General features: G+C 70.8%; 15 protein-coding genes. 4 read left to right on the top strand and 11 right to left on the bottom strand.

Features of this window, described 5'->3' with window-relative positions; genetic code table 11:
* Positions 1-115 precede the first annotated feature (115 nt).
* The 8 genes from J2S63_RS17900 to J2S63_RS17865 form a co-directional block, all read right to left on the bottom strand.
* On the bottom strand, positions 116-919 hold the full coding sequence (locus J2S63_RS17900; protein ID WP_310305076.1) for an ABC transporter ATP-binding protein: 804 nt from the start codon (positions 917-919) through the stop codon (positions 116-118).
* 1 nt (position 920) lies between these two features.
* The gene (locus J2S63_RS17895; RefSeq protein WP_310305073.1) at positions 921-1,877 is read right to left on the bottom strand and encodes an ABC transporter permease; all 957 of its coding nucleotides are present in this window, start codon (positions 1,875-1,877) and stop codon (positions 921-923) included.
* On the bottom strand, positions 1,877-3,940 hold the full coding sequence (locus tag J2S63_RS17890) for a glycosyltransferase (protein WP_310305070.1): 2,064 nt from the start codon (positions 3,938-3,940) through the stop codon (positions 1,877-1,879). The genes J2S63_RS17895 and J2S63_RS17890 overlap by 1 nt, the downstream gene beginning before the upstream one ends.
* Complete coding sequence (gene glf, locus J2S63_RS17885) at positions 3,937-5,133, bottom strand: UDP-galactopyranose mutase (RefSeq protein ID WP_310305068.1); 1,197 nt, start codon at positions 5,131-5,133, stop codon at positions 3,937-3,939. The genes J2S63_RS17890 and glf overlap by 4 nt, the downstream gene beginning before the upstream one ends.
* 57 nt (positions 5,134-5,190) lie before the next feature.
* Complete coding sequence (locus tag J2S63_RS17880) at positions 5,191-6,144, bottom strand: glycosyltransferase family 2 protein (protein WP_310305065.1); 954 nt, start codon at positions 6,142-6,144, stop codon at positions 5,191-5,193.
* A complete protein-coding gene (locus J2S63_RS17875) occupies positions 6,141-7,076 on the bottom strand; it encodes a glycosyltransferase (protein ID WP_310305062.1) in 936 nt (311 codons plus the stop codon). Before J2S63_RS17875 ends, J2S63_RS17880 begins: the two co-directional genes overlap by 4 nt.
* 117 nt (positions 7,077-7,193) lie before the next feature.
* A complete protein-coding gene (locus J2S63_RS17870) occupies positions 7,194-8,684 on the bottom strand; it encodes an LCP family protein (RefSeq protein WP_310305059.1) in 1,491 nt (496 codons plus the stop codon).
* 76 nt (positions 8,685-8,760) lie between these two features.
* On the bottom strand, positions 8,761-9,291 hold the full coding sequence (locus J2S63_RS17865; RefSeq protein ID WP_310305057.1) for an acyl-CoA thioesterase: 531 nt from the start codon (positions 9,289-9,291) through the stop codon (positions 8,761-8,763).
* Between the two features lie 24 nt (positions 9,292-9,315).
* On the opposite strand from J2S63_RS17865, the gene J2S63_RS17860 reads away from it, so the two are divergent.
* From J2S63_RS17860 to J2S63_RS17845, 4 genes are read left to right on the top strand one after another with little or no spacing between them, the layout of a single operon-like run.
* Positions 9,316-10,554: an LCP family protein gene (locus J2S63_RS17860; RefSeq protein ID WP_310305054.1), complete on the top strand. Its 1,239-nt coding sequence runs from the start codon at positions 9,316-9,318 to the stop codon at positions 10,552-10,554.
* Positions 10,551-11,462, top strand: a complete 912-nt coding sequence (locus J2S63_RS17855; protein ID WP_310305051.1) for a crotonase/enoyl-CoA hydratase family protein — start codon at positions 10,551-10,553, stop codon at positions 11,460-11,462. Before J2S63_RS17860 ends, J2S63_RS17855 begins: the two co-directional genes overlap by 4 nt.
* A gap of 16 nt (positions 11,463-11,478) precedes the next feature.
* Positions 11,479-12,351 carry a DMT family transporter gene (locus J2S63_RS17850; RefSeq protein WP_310305048.1) on the top strand — a complete coding sequence of 291 codons (873 nt, stop codon included), beginning with the start codon at positions 11,479-11,481 and terminating at the stop codon, positions 12,349-12,351.
* Complete coding sequence (locus tag J2S63_RS17845; RefSeq protein ID WP_310305045.1) at positions 12,348-12,764, top strand: CoA-binding protein; 417 nt, start codon at positions 12,348-12,350, stop codon at positions 12,762-12,764. The genes J2S63_RS17850 and J2S63_RS17845 overlap by 4 nt, the downstream gene beginning before the upstream one ends.
* 317 nt (positions 12,765-13,081) lie before the next feature.
* Here the strand turns inward: J2S63_RS17845 and purE are convergent, their stop codons facing one another.
* From purE to J2S63_RS21355, 3 genes are all read right to left on the bottom strand, one after another.
* Positions 13,082-13,579 (bottom strand): 5-(carboxyamino)imidazole ribonucleotide mutase, encoded by a 498-nt coding sequence (gene purE / locus J2S63_RS17840; RefSeq protein ID WP_310305042.1) that lies wholly within the window; start codon positions 13,577-13,579, stop codon positions 13,082-13,084.
* On the bottom strand, positions 13,576-14,781 hold the full coding sequence (locus J2S63_RS17835; protein ID WP_310305039.1) for a 5-(carboxyamino)imidazole ribonucleotide synthase: 1,206 nt from the start codon (positions 14,779-14,781) through the stop codon (positions 13,576-13,578). Before J2S63_RS17835 ends, purE begins: the two co-directional genes overlap by 4 nt.
* Positions 14,782-14,860: 79 nt before the next feature.
* Positions 14,861-15,286, bottom strand: coding sequence for a winged helix-turn-helix domain-containing protein (locus J2S63_RS21355; protein ID WP_374725122.1), 426 nt, complete (start codon positions 15,284-15,286; stop codon positions 14,861-14,863).
* Positions 15,287-15,466 lie beyond the last annotated feature (180 nt).

The raw sequence follows: 15,466 nt of genomic DNA, 5'->3' as shown, positions 1-15,466 counted from the left end.
GTGTCACAGGAGGCCTCAAATGTCACACCTGTCACAGACCACCGCAATCGGTTCGCCCGAACTACAACGGTGTAATTTTGTCAGGCTGACGATAATGACAACCGTGTGATCCGACTCAGATGTCGGCGCCGAGCTCGCTGTCCATGTCGTCGGTCTCGTCCAGCTCGCCCTCGACCTCGTCGGTGTCGTCGTCGTCGTAGTGGAGGTACTTGATCCCCTCGTCGACGGGGCCGTCGAAGCCGAGGATGCCCTTCTCCAGCACGAGCACCCGGTCACACATCTTGCGCACGGACCCGGCGGCGTGGCTGACGTAGAACAGCGTCCGGCCCTCGTCGCGGATCTCCTCCATGCGCTTGATGCACTTCTTCTTGAACGGCCGGTCCCCCACCGCGAGGACCTCGTCGACCAGGAAGATGTCGGAGTCGGTGTGGACCGCGACCGAGAAGCCCAACCGGGAGAACATGCCCGAGGAGTAGTGGCCCACCGGGGTGTCGAGGAACCTGCCGATGTCGGCGAACTCGACGATCTCGTCGAACTTGCGGTCGATCTCGCGCTGGCTCATGCCCATGATCGCGGCGTTGAGGTAGACGTTGTCGCGCCCGGTCAGCTGCGGGTGGAACCCCGCGCCCGTCGCGATCAGGCCGGCGATGCGCCCCCGGGTGAGCACCTCCCCGGAGTCGGGTGGCATGACGCCGTTGATCAGCTTGAGCAGCGTGGACTTGCCGGAGCCGTTGAGCCCCATCAGCCCGATGCTCTCGCCCTGCTGGACGGTGAACGAGACGTCGTCGAGGGCGAGGAAGGCCTCGCTGATGTCCTGCTTGCGCGCCAGGGCGATCGCCATCTGCTTGAGCGTGCGGTGGTAGCGCAGCGTGAACTGCTTGCTCACGTTGCGCACGACGATGCTGTCGGAGTCACCCATGTCAGAGCCTCTCTGCGAACTTGCCCTCGAGGCGGGTGAAGATCCGCTGGCAGAGGAGCAGGAAGACCACGCCCGCCCCGAGCATGACGAAGCCGCGCTCGAACAGGTGGCTGGGCATGGCGTCGGGCCCGGTGCAGTAGGTCTTGCCCTTGCACGTCGGCACCCAGAAGCACTGCTGGAGCAGCAGCACCGCCTCGGTGAGCGGGTTGGAGAGGTAGACCTGCTCCCACACCGTGCCGCCCAGGCTGCTGCGGGCGACCCGGGAGTAGGGGTAGATCATCGGCACGGCCCAGTGGGTGAAGATCGTCAGCAGGCCGACGAACTGGCCGAAGTCGCGGAAGTAGACGTTGAACGCGCTGAAGATCAGCGCCAGGCCGGTGCAGAACAGCGTGAGGACGGTGAAGCCCAGCACTCCCGCGAACAGGTCGCTCATGCTGGGGTGCCAGCCCACGCCGAACGACGCCACCAGCAGGATCAGGATCTGGGGGAAGGCGTGGATCGCCGAGACGATCACCGCCGAGACGGGGAACATCTCGCGCGGCATCGCCATCTTCCGGACGATCGCCTTGTTGCGCATGATCGAGCGCGTGCCCGAGGAGAACGTCTCGGTGAAGAAGTGGACGAAGACCAGCGCGCAGAACATGTGGATCGCGAAGTTCGGCACCGTCCTGTGCAGCCCGAGCACCAGACCGATGACGAAGAAGTACATGCAGAAGCGCGTCAGTGGGAGGACGTAGGACCACAGCAGACCGAGGAACGAGCCGTTGTAACGGGCCTGGATCTCCTTCTGCACCAGCAGCTTGAGCAGGTAGGTGCGCTTGGCCACGTCGTGCAGCCCGCCGCTGCCGTAGGGCGACAGCAGGGGGGCTGCCGGCACCCAGGCGGGGTCGACGGTGTGCGGGACCGGCCCGCCCTTGGGGGCGCGGCCCTTGGCCTCGCTGCGGACCTTGAGCGCCATCAGAGGTCCCCGTCGCGCCGGCCGGCCGGCATGTCCGCCGGGCTGGTGCCGAACGTGCGGTCCCACGCCTCCGGCGAGACCACCTGGTCGAGGTGGTCCCGGTAGAGGCGGGCCAGGCGGGGCCACTCACGGTGCAGCCGCTGGTGGATCTCGAGGGTCTTGCGGACCAGCTCGCGGTAGCGCTCGGGGTCGCGCTGGTAGAGCGCGGCCGAGGTGCCGTCGGGCATCGAGACGATCGCGGAGTCGAAGCGGGCGAGCCTGTACCACTTGGCGTCCATCGCGGGGACCTCCGCCTCGGGGTTGGTCCGCGAGAGCCGGCGCGGCGCCTTGAGCTGACGGATCGGCGCGAGACCGGCGGTCACCAGCTGGGAGAGGCGGCCCGGGATCTCCGTCCCGTCCCTGCCCTTGCGCGGGGGCTTCTCCCGGCGCACCGGGGGGAACGCGTCGGGGTCGGCCTGGAGGCGGGCGTCGGTGAAGTCCTGCACGAACTGCTTGATCCGGCCCAGGCGGGTGGGCAGGTCGGCGTGGAGGTGGTCGGGGCCGGCCAGGATCTCCTCGAGCGCCTGGTGGCGCAGCTCGACCGTGGAGTACTGCATCGACACCAGGTGCTTGATCTGGTGGTTGAGGCTCTCGCGCACCATGCGGCCGCCGCGCTCGTAGGGCGAGTGCAGCAGCGCGGCGATGAACCGGTTGCGCTGGTGGTAGAACGCCTGCCAGTCCAGCGCGTCGTTCTTGTCGGTCCACGGCACGTGCCAGACCGCCGCCCCCGGGAAGGTCACCGTGGGCACGCCGATCGCCTTGGCCCGCAGGCCGAACTCCGAGTCGTCCCACTTGATGAACAGCGGCAGGCTCAGCCCGATCTCGGCCAGCACCGAGGTCGGGATGAGGCACATGAACCAGCCGTTGAAGTCCACGTCGATGCGCTTGTGCAGCCACCGTGCGGAGCGCAGGTTGCGGGCGGAGAAGTCCCAGTCGTTGAAGACCCCGGGCGCCGACTGCCACCAGAAGCGCCACGGCTGGACGATCTCGCCGAAGCTGTGCAGCCGCGAGCGGGAGTAGAGGCTGAACATGTGACCGCCGACGATCGTGCGGCGGCGGGCGAGGTCGGCGAACGTGACCGCGCGGATGATCCCCTCCGGCTCGCAGACCACGTCGTCGTCCATGCACAGGAAGTACGTCGCGGTGCCACGGCGGACCGTCTCGAGCTGGCCGCGGGCGTAGCCGCCCGAGCCGCCGAGGTTGCCCTGCTCGATCACCCGCAGGGTGCCGCCGAGGGCCTCCTGCGCCGCGGGGAAGTACTCGGAGCCGGTGACCTTCTGGTTGCCCTGGTCCACGACGAGGACCTCGTCGAGGTAGGGGCGCAGGTCGGCGTCGTCGGCGATCTGGCCGAGCAGCTTGGCGCAGAAGTCCGGGCGGTTCATGGTCGTGATGCCGACGGTGGTGGTGCCGTGGGAGGCGCGGTCCTCGGGGACCAGGCCCGTCCACTCGGCCGACTCCACGACCACGTCGTCGTCACCGGCGACCACGTTGTACCAGTACCACCCGCCGTCGACGAAGGGCTTGAGCGTGAGGTCGAAGGTGAAGGCCTCGGTCTCGACGCTGCGGGTCGTCGCGGAGTCCACACGCTGCGAGCGGCCGTTGGCCATCGACTTGTAGACGATCACCGTCGCGCCGGGGCCGGTCAGCCGGACGGTCAGGCGGACCTCGGAGACGACGGTCCAGCGGCGCCAGTAGGAGGCGGGGAAGGCGTTGAAGTAGGTGCCGAACGAGAGCCGCTCGCCCTGGGGGACCCGCATGCGGGTGCGGTCGAGGATCTGGTCGGGGTGCACGTCGGCACCGGCACCGACCTTCTGGCGCAGGCTCGCCGCGTGGGCCTCCTGCGCCGAGCGGTTGCTGCCGATCTCGTAGCGGTCGACGTCGAGCGCGGCCTCGGCCGGGTCGACGTAGAGGCTCAGCACGTCGAGGTCGCGGTCCAGGGGCAGGATCTGCCGCTGCAGCAGGCGCTCGACGGTCGGTCCCTGGTCCGCGCCGGTGGTCTGGGCAGTGGTGCTGGTCAGGGTCACTCGTCCACTCCCCCACTGCTCAGCGGCGCGCCCGACTCGAAGTGCGGGCGGATCTTGTTGTCGAACATCGACAGCGCCGACCCGATGGCCATGTGCATGTCGAGGTACTTGTAGGTGCCGAGGCGGCCGCCGAAGAGCACCATCGGCTCCTGCTTGGCCAGGTCGCGGTACTTGAGCAGCTTGGCGCGGTCCTCGGCGGTGTTGATCGGGTAGTAGGGCTCGTCGTCCTTCTCCGCCGCGCGGGAGTACTCCCGCACGATGACCGTCCTGCCCTTGGCCTCGGGGTAGTCCCGCTCGGGGTGGAAGTGCTTGAACTCGTGGATGCGCGTGAAGGGGATGTCGGCGTCGTTGTAGTTCATCACCGACGTGCCCTGGAAGTCGTCGACGGCCATGACCTCGGGCTCGAGGTCGACCGTGCGCCACGACAGCCGGCCCTCGCTGTTGCCGAAGTACTCGTCGACGGGACCGGTGTAGACGACCGGCACCTTGCCGAGGTACTCGTCCTTGACGTCGAAGAAGTCGGTCTCGAGCCGCACCTCGATGCCGGGGTGGTCGGCCATCCGCTCCAGCCACGCGGTGTAGCCGTCGGTGGGCAGGCCCTCGTAGGTGTCGTTGAAGTAGCGGTTGTTGAACGTGTAGCGCACCGGGAGGCGCGTGATGATGTCGGCGCTGAGGTTCTTGGGGTCGGTCTGCCACTGCTTGGCGGTGTAGCCCTGGACGAAGGCCTCGTAGAGCGGCCGGCCGATCAGCGAGATCGCCTTCTCCTCGAGGTTCTCGGCCTCGGAGGTCTCGATCTCGCTGGCCTGCTCGGCGATGAGCGCGCGGGCCTCGTCGGGCGTGTGGCTCTTGCCGAAGAACTGGTTGATCAAGCCGAGGTTCATCGGGAACGAGTAGACCTGCCCCTGGTACTTCGCGAAGACCCGGTGCTGGTAGTTGGTGAACGTGGTGAAGCGGTTGACGTAGTCCCAGACGCGCTGGTTGCTGGTGTGGAACAGGTGCGCCCCGTAGACGTGCACCTCGATGCCGGTCTCGGGCTCGGCCTCGCTGTAGGCGTTGCCGCCGATGTGGTGGCGCCGCTCCAGGACCAGGACGCGCTTGCCCAGCTCGTTGGCCACGCGTTCGGCGATGGTGAGACCGAAGAAGCCGGAGCCGACGACCACCAGGTCGGGCAGGTCAGGGTTCGGGTTGGCCACGATGGCGCTGCTCCTGTGTCGCGAGGGGTGTCGGTGGGATGGGGAAGCCTGCCGAGTCTATCGGCGCACCGGGGCGCGGGGCGGCCGCACACGGGCGACGGCCGGCGCGTCCCGCAGCGCCCTCACCACGTTGGCCGCCTCGGCGCGCCCCCCGCGCAGCGGCGCGAGCAGCAGCACGACCAGCGTGATGAGGTAGGGCTTGAGGCGGACCAGCAGGTTGGTGCCGTAGCGCAGGTGGACCACGAACAGGTTGCGGTACATGTAGTAGCCCTTCCACGACCGCATATCGTGCTGCTGGTCGAAGTCGAGCCGGCGCACCAGCACCGCGTCGCGCAGGGCCACCACCGGGAAGCCGGCCGCCCGCGTGCGCAGGGCGAAGTCCACGTCGTCGTAGAAGATGAAGAACCCCGGGTCGGGCAGGCCGACCGCCTCCACCACCCGGCGGTGCACCATGAAGCCCTCGAACGCCACGTTGTGCACCGGCACCTCGGACGGCATGTCCTCGCGGCGCGGGTAGCGGTCCTCGACCATCTCGCGCTTGGGCCGGATCGCCAGCGGGTTGCTCAGGTCGAACACGGTGGCGGCCTTCTCGCACAGCCTCCCGCTGGTGTCCTCCCGGACCGCGATGAGGGCCGGGCCGGGGTGGGCCAGCATCACCGAGAGGCAGTCGGGCGCGGGCACCACGTCGTCGTCCATCAGCCAGATGCGGTCCCAGCCCGCGTCGTACGCCGTGGACAGGCCGAGGTGGAAGCCGCCGGCGCCGCCGAGGTTGGTCTCGCTGGTCAGCACGTGCAACGGCAGGTCACCGCGCCCCGCGCGGGCCGCGAGCACGGCGGCGGTGTCGTCGGTGCTGGCGTTGTCGACCACGTAGACCGCGTCGGGGCGGTGCTCGAGCGCGGCCAGCCCGTCGAGGCAGCCGGTCAGGAGGCCGGCGCGGTTGTAGGTCACGACCACGACCGCCACCGTGTCCGTGCCGCGCTCGGTGGCGCCCTCGGTGCTCCCCTGGGTCATCGCAGGAACCTCTCGTGCCCGCCGAAGTCCCGGCGTACGCCGGCGCGCACGGCCTCGGCGCTCAGCGCCAGCCGGTGCCGGTCGGGGCGGGTGAACAGGTAGAACCAGACCGTCTTGACCAGGAACGCCAGGACGCCGAGCCACCCGACGTAGTCGCGCAGGTTGACCACGTTGTTGCGAGCCATGCAGTAGTGCTTGAGGTCCGAGGGCGAGTGGTTGTAGGTGGTGCGGCCGAACATCATCGGGGTGCCGAGGTCGTCGGTCGCGGGGTGGGCGAAGTGGCTGCCGACGACGGTGGCGACGCGTGCGCCGGCACGCCTGGCCCTCCAGAGGTACTCCACGTCGTCGCCCCAGATGAAGAACTCCTCCCGCGGGGTGCCGATGCGCTCGACCAGGTCGCGGGTGAGCAGGACGCCGTTGAACGGGATGACCACCTCGGGGAGCACCCCGTCGCGGGAGGCGCGCTCCACGTCGTCGAGCCGGTGCACCACCCGGGCGGACCCGGGGACGCGGATGGGGAAGCATAGCCGGGAGGGGTCGCCCTCGGCGACGACGGCGGGCCCGACGAAGTCGTAGGAGGCCAGGGCGGGGATCAGCGAGGCCAGGCAGTCCTCCGGCGGGAGGCCGTCGTCGTCCATGAGCCAGAACAGGTCCGCGTCGGTGCTCAGGGCACGCTCGAGGCCGGCGTGGAAGCCGCCGGCTCCCCCGGTGTTGCGTGGCAGGCGCAGGACGTCGAGACGGACCGCGAGCTCCCCGGCCAGCCGGTCGAGCACCTCGGGCGTCGCGTCGGTCGAGGCGTTGTCGACGACCACCACGACCTCGGGGCGGTGGGTCTGGGCGTCGACGGCCCGCAGGATGCGCTCCACGAGGTCGGCGCGGTTCCAGGTCACGACCACGGCCGCGACCCGGTCGCGGGGGGACTGACCGGTCACGCGTCCACCGCTCTCGCGTCGCTCGGCGGCGGAGCCACGCGTGAGCCCGTGGCCTTCTCGGTCCGCTCGTTCACCCGCCGACCCTACCCAGGGGTGGGACGGGTCGGCCCGTGGCGCTCAGCACACCTTGGACAGGTCGTCGGACTGGTTGGCGGCGTAGCCGTCGGACATCGAGCCCAGCGACCCGCCGGTCTGCGGACCCTGGTGACGCTTGGAGAAGCCCTTGCCCAGCTTGTGCTTCGCCCCGTCGGTCTTGTCCGACCGGTCGATGGCGGTCTTGATCATCGACCGGATCTTGTCGATGTCCGGGTGGGAGGTGATGATCTGCGGCGGGACGAACGAGACCGTCGCGATGCGCTGGCTGCGGGCCTTGAGCGCGAGGTCGACGAAGGTGTCGAGCTCGGAGGCGGGCAGGTTGGTCTCGAGCAGCGACTCGCTGGCCTTGGCCAGGCCCTCGAACTTGGTGATCACCATCTGGGGGCTCAGCTGCTGGAGCATCGCGCTCATCACGCACTTCTGGCGCGCCATGCGGGAGTAGTCGTCGGCCGAGTGGCGCGACCGGGCGAACCACAGGGTCTCGAAGCCGTTGAGCTTGCGCACGCCGGGCTCGATGTAGGAGGTGACCGGCAGCCCGATCGGGATGCGGTCCCGGACGTTGAGGGTCAGGCCGCCCATCGCGGCGACCAGGTTGCGGAAGCCCTGGAGGTTGACCATCGCGAAGTAGTTGATCTTGAGGCCGGTGATCCCCTCGACGCCCTCGATCGTGGCCGCCATGGCGGGGTCCTTGGAGTGGGCGAAGACGTCCTTGTGGTCGCCGGACCAGGTGGCCAGGGAGTTGAGCGTGCAGTCCGCGCCGCAGTCGTAGCCCTGGGGGAAGTGCTCGGCCATCACCGAGCCCTCGGGGAACGGGAAGTTGGTCATGTTGCGGGGCAGGCCGAACAGGATGGTGCGGCCGGTGTCCTCGTCGATGCTCGCCACGGTGAGCGAGTCGGTGCGCAGGCCCCAGCGGTCGTCGCCGGAGTCGCCTCCGACCAGCAGGACGTTGTAGCGCCCGTGGGTCGCGGCGGAGGCGACGCCGTCGCCGAACATCGCCGTGATGAAGCCGCGCTGGACGTTGACCAGGTGAGCCCCGAAGAGCAGCGACCCCGCCACGACCAGGCTGAGGCCGGCGTTGAGCCCGCCGAGCAGCAGGCGGTGCTTGCGCTCCAGCTCCAGCGGGCGCCCCAACCTCCAGGCGTCCACGAAGAGGGCGGCCCAGCCGACGGCGAGCAGCATCAGGACCAGGCGGACCAGCGTGAGGAAGGCGGTGCTCGACCCCAGCTTGAAGACCAGCCCGTGCCAGAGGAAGCCGACGCCGACCACGAGGAGGAGCCCGGCCCACAGGCCGAGCCAGGTCCGGATCGCGACCTGGCCCACACGTCGACGGCCCACGACCAGCTGCGCGGAGCCCGGCAGGACGAGGGTCATCAGCACCAGGGTCAGCGCGCGACGCAGGCGGATGCGACCCAGAACGGCCCGGCGCTGCGCCTGCCGGTCGTGACGCGGCCGGTCCGAGCCGGGCCGGGTCGCCGTGTCGTCCCGAGGTCCGGGAGCGGTGAGGAGCGACATGCGGGGCCTTTCGCGGCAAAGGGGAAGTTCGCGAGGGACTGCCGGTCAGTATCACCAGTCCCAGAGGGCCCTGCGGTCACGGCGCGCCGGTGCGACCCTCCTGGATCTCCTGCTTGCGCGCGAGCCGGTGGGCGCGCCGGATCTCCGCCTCCCGGACACGACGGCGCTCCCGCTCGCTCTGGGGGTCGAGCCCCGGGATCTTCCGGGGGGAGCCGTCCTCGTCGATCGCGACGAACACCAGGTAGGCCGACGCCACGTGCAGCGGCTTGCCGGTGGTCTCGTTCCAACGCTCGGTCTCGACCCGCACCCCGATCTCCATCGAGGTCCGCCCCGCCCAGTTGACCTGGGCCATGGTGCGCAGGATGTCGCCGACGTGGACCGGTTGGAGGAACGCCATCTCGTCCATCGCCGCGGTCACCGCCGGACCGCCGCTGTGGCGCTGGGCCACGGCGCCCGCCGTGCTGTCCACCTGACGCATGATCACGCCGCCGTGCACGTTGCCCAGCAGGTTGACGTGGGTGGTGTCCATGAGGACGGCCAGCTCCGTGCGGGCGAAGCTGGGAGGGAGCGCGTGCTGTGCCCCGGGTGAGTCCGGTCGGTCGGCCATGTGCCGCACGGTAGCGTCACCGCCATGGCTGGAGGACCGGGCGGCGGCTCGCGCGAGGACGACTACGACTGGCTCTACGGCAAGGGTGGCACGGGTGGCAGCAGGGCCAGTGGCTCCAGTGGCTCCAGTGGCTCCAGTGGCTCCAGTGGCCGTGCGCAGTCGCGGCCGGACGACGAGCACACGCAGGTCCTCCGGCCGGGCTCGGCCGGCCCCCCGCCGTCCGCGCGACGGCCGGGCTCGAGGCCGGGGTCCGGGTCGGGATCCGGGTCCGGGTCGGGCTCGGGACAACCGCCGAGCATCGCGCCGGAGCCGGGCCGCGGAGGTGGTCGCGGGCGCCGCGGCTCCGGCCTGCGACGTCCCCGGTTCCGTCTCGGGCTGATCAAGTGGCTGCTGCTGGCCTGGGTCGTCTTCCTGGTCGCCGTACCGCTGTGGGCCTACTCCGACGCGACCAAGGTGAAGTTCGAGCCCAAGGGCGACCGTCCCGCGGACAACGGCGGCACCAACTACCTCGTGGTCGGCTCCGACGCCCGCAAGGGCCTGCCCGGGCGCCGTACCGACACGATCATGGTCCTGCACACCGGCAAGGGCCCCAACCTGCTGATGTCGATCCCCCGCGACTCGATCGTCGACATCCCCGGCCACGGGACGACGAAGATCAACGCCTCGTTCGCGTACGGCGGCCCGCGGCTGCTGACCCGCACGGTCGAGCAGAACACCAAGATCCACATCGACGACTACGTCGAGATCGGCTTCAACGGGTTCGTCAGCCTGGTCGACGCGGTCGGCGGCATCCAGATCTGCCCCAAGGAGGCGGTGAAGGACAAGCTCGCCCACCTCGACGTCAAGGCCGGCTGCCAGCAGGCCGACGGCAGGACCGCGCTCGGCTACTCCCGATCGCGCCACGCTTTCGCGCTCGGCGACATCGAGCGCGCCCAGCACCAGCGCGAGGTGGTCTCCGCGATCGGCCACGAGGTGCTCTCGTGGAAGACGATCCTCAACCCGGTGCGCTACTACCGTGTGGTGACCGGGGGCGCGAGGTCGGTGCGGCTCGGCGAGGGCACCGGCCCGGTCGCCCTGGCCCAGTTCGCCCTCGCGATGAACCACGTCAACGGCAAGAGCGGCCTCACCTGCGGTGTCCCGATCGCGGACCTGGAGGTCCACTGGGACACCGAGCGGTCCGAGCGGCTGTTCAAGCTGATCCGCGAGAACCGCGCCGACGAGATCGGCAAGAAGCTCTGCACCCCCACAGGAAGGCCCAGATGAGCCCCACGACGCCCGACTACTCCACCCTGGCCTGGGAGGTCGACGAGGACGGCATCCTCGTCCTGCGCCTCGACCGTCCCGACCAGCTCAACGCCTTCACCGTCGAGATGGCCGAGGAGCTGGTCGACGCCTTCCACCGGGCCGCCGCCGACGACGACGTGCGCGCGGTGGTCGTCACCGGCAGCGGGCGCGCGTTCTGCGCCGGGATGGACCTCTCGACGGGGTCCGACGGGAGCAACGTGTTCGGGCTCGACGAGTCGCAGGAGCCGACGCTCGCGGACCTGACCGACCGGCTCGACGCCCCCGAGGTGCACCGCGGGGTGCGCGACACCGGGGGCCGCGTGACCCTGGCGATCTACGACTGCCCCAAGCCCGTCATCGCCGCGATCAACGGCCCGGCCGTCGGGATCGGCGCGACGATGACGCTGGCGATGGACCTCCGGCTGGCCTCGGACAAGGCCCGCATCGGGTTCGTGTTCGGTCGGATCGGCGTGGTGCCGGAGGCCTGCTCGACCTGGTTCCTGCCCCGCATCGTCGGGATGAGCCGGGCGCTGGAGCTCGTCTACGCCGCCGACATCCTGGAGGCCCCCGCCGCGCTCGAGATGGGGCTCGTGCGCTCGGTCCACGCCCCCGACGACCTGCTGCCCGCGGCGCTCGAGCTCGCCCGGCGCTTCACCCGCCACCGGTCCCCCGTGGCGATCGCGCTGGCCCGGCAGATGATGTACCGCAACTCCGCCCAGCCCCACCCCCTCGAGGCCCACCGGATCGACTCGCTGGCGATGTTCTGGACCTCGGTCGGCGACGGCAAGGAGGGCGTGGCCTCGTTCCTGGAGAAGCGCGACCCGTCGTACGCCGGCAAGGCCTCGGAGCTGCCCCCGTTCTACCCCTGGCAGGAGCCCGCCGGCTGAGCCGGCGCGTCCGACGGTGAGTCCACAGCTGACAGGACTGGTCCTCGCGCTGGTCTCTGCGTTCGGCTTCGCGCTCTCCTCGGCCCTGCAGCACCACGCCAATCACGGCGTCACCTCGACCGGCGCCGGGAGCCACCTCAAGGCGCTCCTCCGCACGCCACGGTGGGTCCTCGGCCAGGTGCTGGCGATGGTGTCGTTCGTCCTGCACGCCGTGGCGCTGCAGTTCGGGCTGCTGGTCGTCGTCCAGCCGGTCGAGGTCAGCGGCGTGGTCATGGCCGTGCCGATCCGCGCCGTCCTGGACCGACGACGCCCCTCCCCGACCGAGACCGCGGTCGTGACGATGACCGGCGGCGCCCTCGCGCTCTTCCTCGCGGTGTCACGTCCCTCCCACGGCGACGAGACCCACCTGACCACCGCCGGCATCTTCGTCCCCGCGGCGATCGTGGGCGCCCTCCTCTTCATGGTGGTGGGCCGGAGCCTCGGCGGGCGCGCGCGCGCCAACGGCTTCGGCTTCGGCGCGGGCGTCATCTTCGGCCTGACCGCCGGGATGATGAAGCTCTCCGGCCACCTCGCCGACCTCTCCGGCGGCTGGGCCTCCGACGTCGTCTCGGTGATCGGCACGTGGCCGTTCTGGACCGTGGCCGTCCTCGGCCCGGCGGGCGTGCTGCTCAACCAGGCGGCCTACCGCGCCGGACCCCTCTCGGCCTCGATGCCTCACCTGCACATCCTCAACGTGGTGGTGTCGATCACGTTCGGGGTGCTCGTCTTCCACGAGGTCCCGCGGCACGACGCGTTCTCCCTGCTGGTCGAGGGGTTCTCCTTGGTCGTCGTGGGCTACGGGATCTTCCGGCTCAGCCGGACCGAGTCCGTGGAGGTGCTGGCCCCATGACGCTTCCCTGGCAGGACCCCGAGGACATCCGCTCGATGCTCGCCGCGCAGGTGTGGGCCGTCGTCGGCCTCTCCGGCGACCCGTCCCGCACGGCGTACGCCGTCTCGGCCGCGCTGCTCTCGCGGGGCAAGCGGATCGTCCCGGTGCACCCCTCGGCCCCGACCGTCCTGGGCCAGCAGGGCTACGCGACGCTCGCCGACGTCCCGTTCGAGGTCGACGTGGTCGACGTGTTCCGGCGCTCCTCGGCCGCCGGTGGGTTCGCCGACCAGGCGGTCTCGATCGGGGCGCGCGGGGTCTGGTTCCAGCTCGGCGTGCTCGACCGCGCGGCGTACGACCGCACCGTCGCGGCGGGCGTCCCGATGGTGATGGACACCTGCCCGCTCATCGAGTGGCCCGCCCACGGCCCTCGCTAGGAGGCTCGGTCTCTGCGGAAGCCCCCCATCATGCCGATGGTCGCTCGCGACGAAAGGTTCGGCGGATCGGGTCCGAGTTCGGCGGATGCCGACATCCGACCACGGACAACCGGTGTCCGGATCCGCCGAACAGTGCACGGATCCGCCACACATCGGCGGGCCGTGCCCATCATCCGTGAGAACGGGAAACGACTGATTCCCCGATCCGCTGGGCGACTGGGTACGGATCGGACCCCGCAGCGAGGCCCGAGTCGCACCCAACCTCCTGCCCGACCATGCCGCGAGTAGCGTGCGGGGCAGCGTCTGCCAGATCCGGGTCAGCCCTGCTGGGCCTCGCGGACCTTGGCGCCCTTGGCGTGGGCGGCGTCGCGCAGCGACGACTGGAACTCGACCATCCGCTGCTGGAGCGCCGGGTCGGCCGCGGCGAGGATGCGTACGGCGAGCAGGCCGGCGTTGCGCGCGTTGCCCACGGCGACCGTGGCGACCGGGACACCCGCGGGCATCTGGACGATGGAGAGCAGGGAGTCCAGGCCGTCGAGGTACTTCAGCGGGACGGGCACGCCGATCACCGGCAGGGGGGTGACCGAGGCGAGCATGCCGGGCAGGTGGGCCGCTCCCCCGGCGCCGGCGATGATCACCTGCAGCCCGCGGCCGGCGGCCTCCTTGCCGTAGGCGAGCATCTCCTCGGGCATGCGGTGGGCCGAGACCACGTCGGCCTCGTGGGCGACGTCGAACTCCGCGCACGCCTGCGCGGCCGCCTCCATCACCGGCCAGTCGGAGTCCGACCCCATCACGATGCCCACACGTGGCGTCATTCGCTCTCCTCACCGAGGTCGCCGCGGAACCAGGCCGCGGCGTGACGGGCGCGCTCGCGCACCTCGTCCAGGTCGTCGCCGTAGGCCGTGACGTGCCCGACCTTGCGGCCGGGCTTGACGTCCTTGCCGTAGAGGTGGACGCGCAGGAAGGGGTCGCGGGCGAAGGTGTGGGGGTAGGCCGCGTAGAGGTCCTCGCTGAGCCGCCCGTGGTCGCCGCCGAGGATGTTGACCATCACCGTCCAGCGCTGCCGCGGGGCCGGGGAGCCGAGGGGCAGGTCGAGGACCGCGCGCAGGTGGTTCTCGAACTGGCTGGTGACCGCCCCGTCGATCGACCAGTGGCCGGTGTTGTGGGGGCGCATGGCCAGCTCGTTGACCAGCACCTCGCCGGCCCTCGTCTCGAACATCTCCACCGCGAGGATGCCGGTGACGTCGAGCTCCGCGGCCACCCTCATCGCGACCTGCTGCGCCTGGAGCGCCAGCGACTCGGAGAGGTCGGGCGCGGGGGCCGTGACCTCCCAGCAGATGCCGTCCTTCTGGACCGACTCCACGACGGGGTAGGCCGCCACCTGTCCCGAGGGCGAGCGGGCCACCAGCGCCGACAGCTCACGGCGGAAGTCGACCAGCTCCTCGGCGAGCATCCGCGACCCCGCGGTCGCCACGTCGTCGGCCAGCCCGAAGACGTCGGTGGCCTCCTCCGGTGAGCCGACCACCCAGACGCCCTTGCCGTCGTACCCCCCGCGGGTGGTCTTGAGGACGACCGGGAAGCCGCCGACGGAGTCGGCGAACGCCGAGACCGCAGCGGGGTCGGCGACGATCGCGTGCCGGGGCGAGGGCACGCCGATCTCGTCCAGGCGGGCGCGCATCACGCCCTTGTCCTGGGCGTGCACGAGCGCGGACGGGCCGGGGCGGCAGGCGTGCCCCTCGGCCGCGAGCGCCTCGAGGTGCGGCGGCGGGACGTGCTCGTGGTCGAAGGTGACGACCGCGCAGCCGCGCGCGACCTCGCGCAGCGTCTCGAGGTCGCGGTAGTCGCCCACGGTCGTGTCCGGCACGACCTGGGCGGCGGAGACGCCCTCGCCCTCGGCCAGCAGCCGCAGCGGGACGCCGAGGCCGACGGCCGCCTGGGCCATCATCCGGGCCAGCTGCCCGCCGCCGACGACCGCGAGGGTGGGCGTGCTGGAGCCGGCCTGGGCGGAGGGGGTCACGCGCAGAAGAGTAGCCGCGGACGACGACGTCCCGGACGCGAGGCGTCCGGGACGGGCACGGGCCGGCGGGGCTCGGTCCTCAGGTGGCGGCCGAGAACCGGGGCGGGAGGATCGAGGCCGACTCGGCGGGACTCACCTTGGGCAGGCTCCCGGGGTGGGGAGCAGGATCCGCAGCGCTCCGCACCGGCGGGTCGGCGGGGACGTCGGCGGGCAGCTCGAAGCGCAGCCCGCGACCACGGATGGTGGTGATCAGGGTGGGGTGACGGGTGTCGTCGCCGAGCTTGCGACGCAGCCAGCCCAGGTGGACGTCGATGGTCTTCGCCGAGGTCCAGAACGTCGTCTGCCACACCTCCAGCATCAGCTGGTCGCGCGTCACGATCTCGCCGGGACGGCGGATCAGCGCGTGCAGCAGGTCGAACTCTTTCCTGGAGAGGCGGATCTCCGTCCCGTCGCGCCACACGCGCCTCGAGACGGGGTCGACCTCGACACCCTGAACTGACAACACGTCCCTGAGTCTGGCCGCAAAATCGGCGGCCCGGTGTCGAACGGGGCGGTTTGGCCCGTTTGGACTACATACAGACGCCGCATCCGTCCTCCTCAGCGGGACACCTCGTGGTGCGCAGGCACCGGCCGGGTGCACGCGCCGACGCACGGGCGGATCTCAGGCAGGACCTCGGGCCGGACC

It is taken from the genome of Nocardioides marmoribigeumensis, assembly GCF_031458325.1.
Taxonomy (GTDB): domain Bacteria; phylum Actinomycetota; class Actinomycetes; order Propionibacteriales; family Nocardioidaceae; genus Marmoricola_A; species Marmoricola_A marmoribigeumensis.
This window is presented reverse-complemented; position numbering and strand designations above follow the sequence as displayed.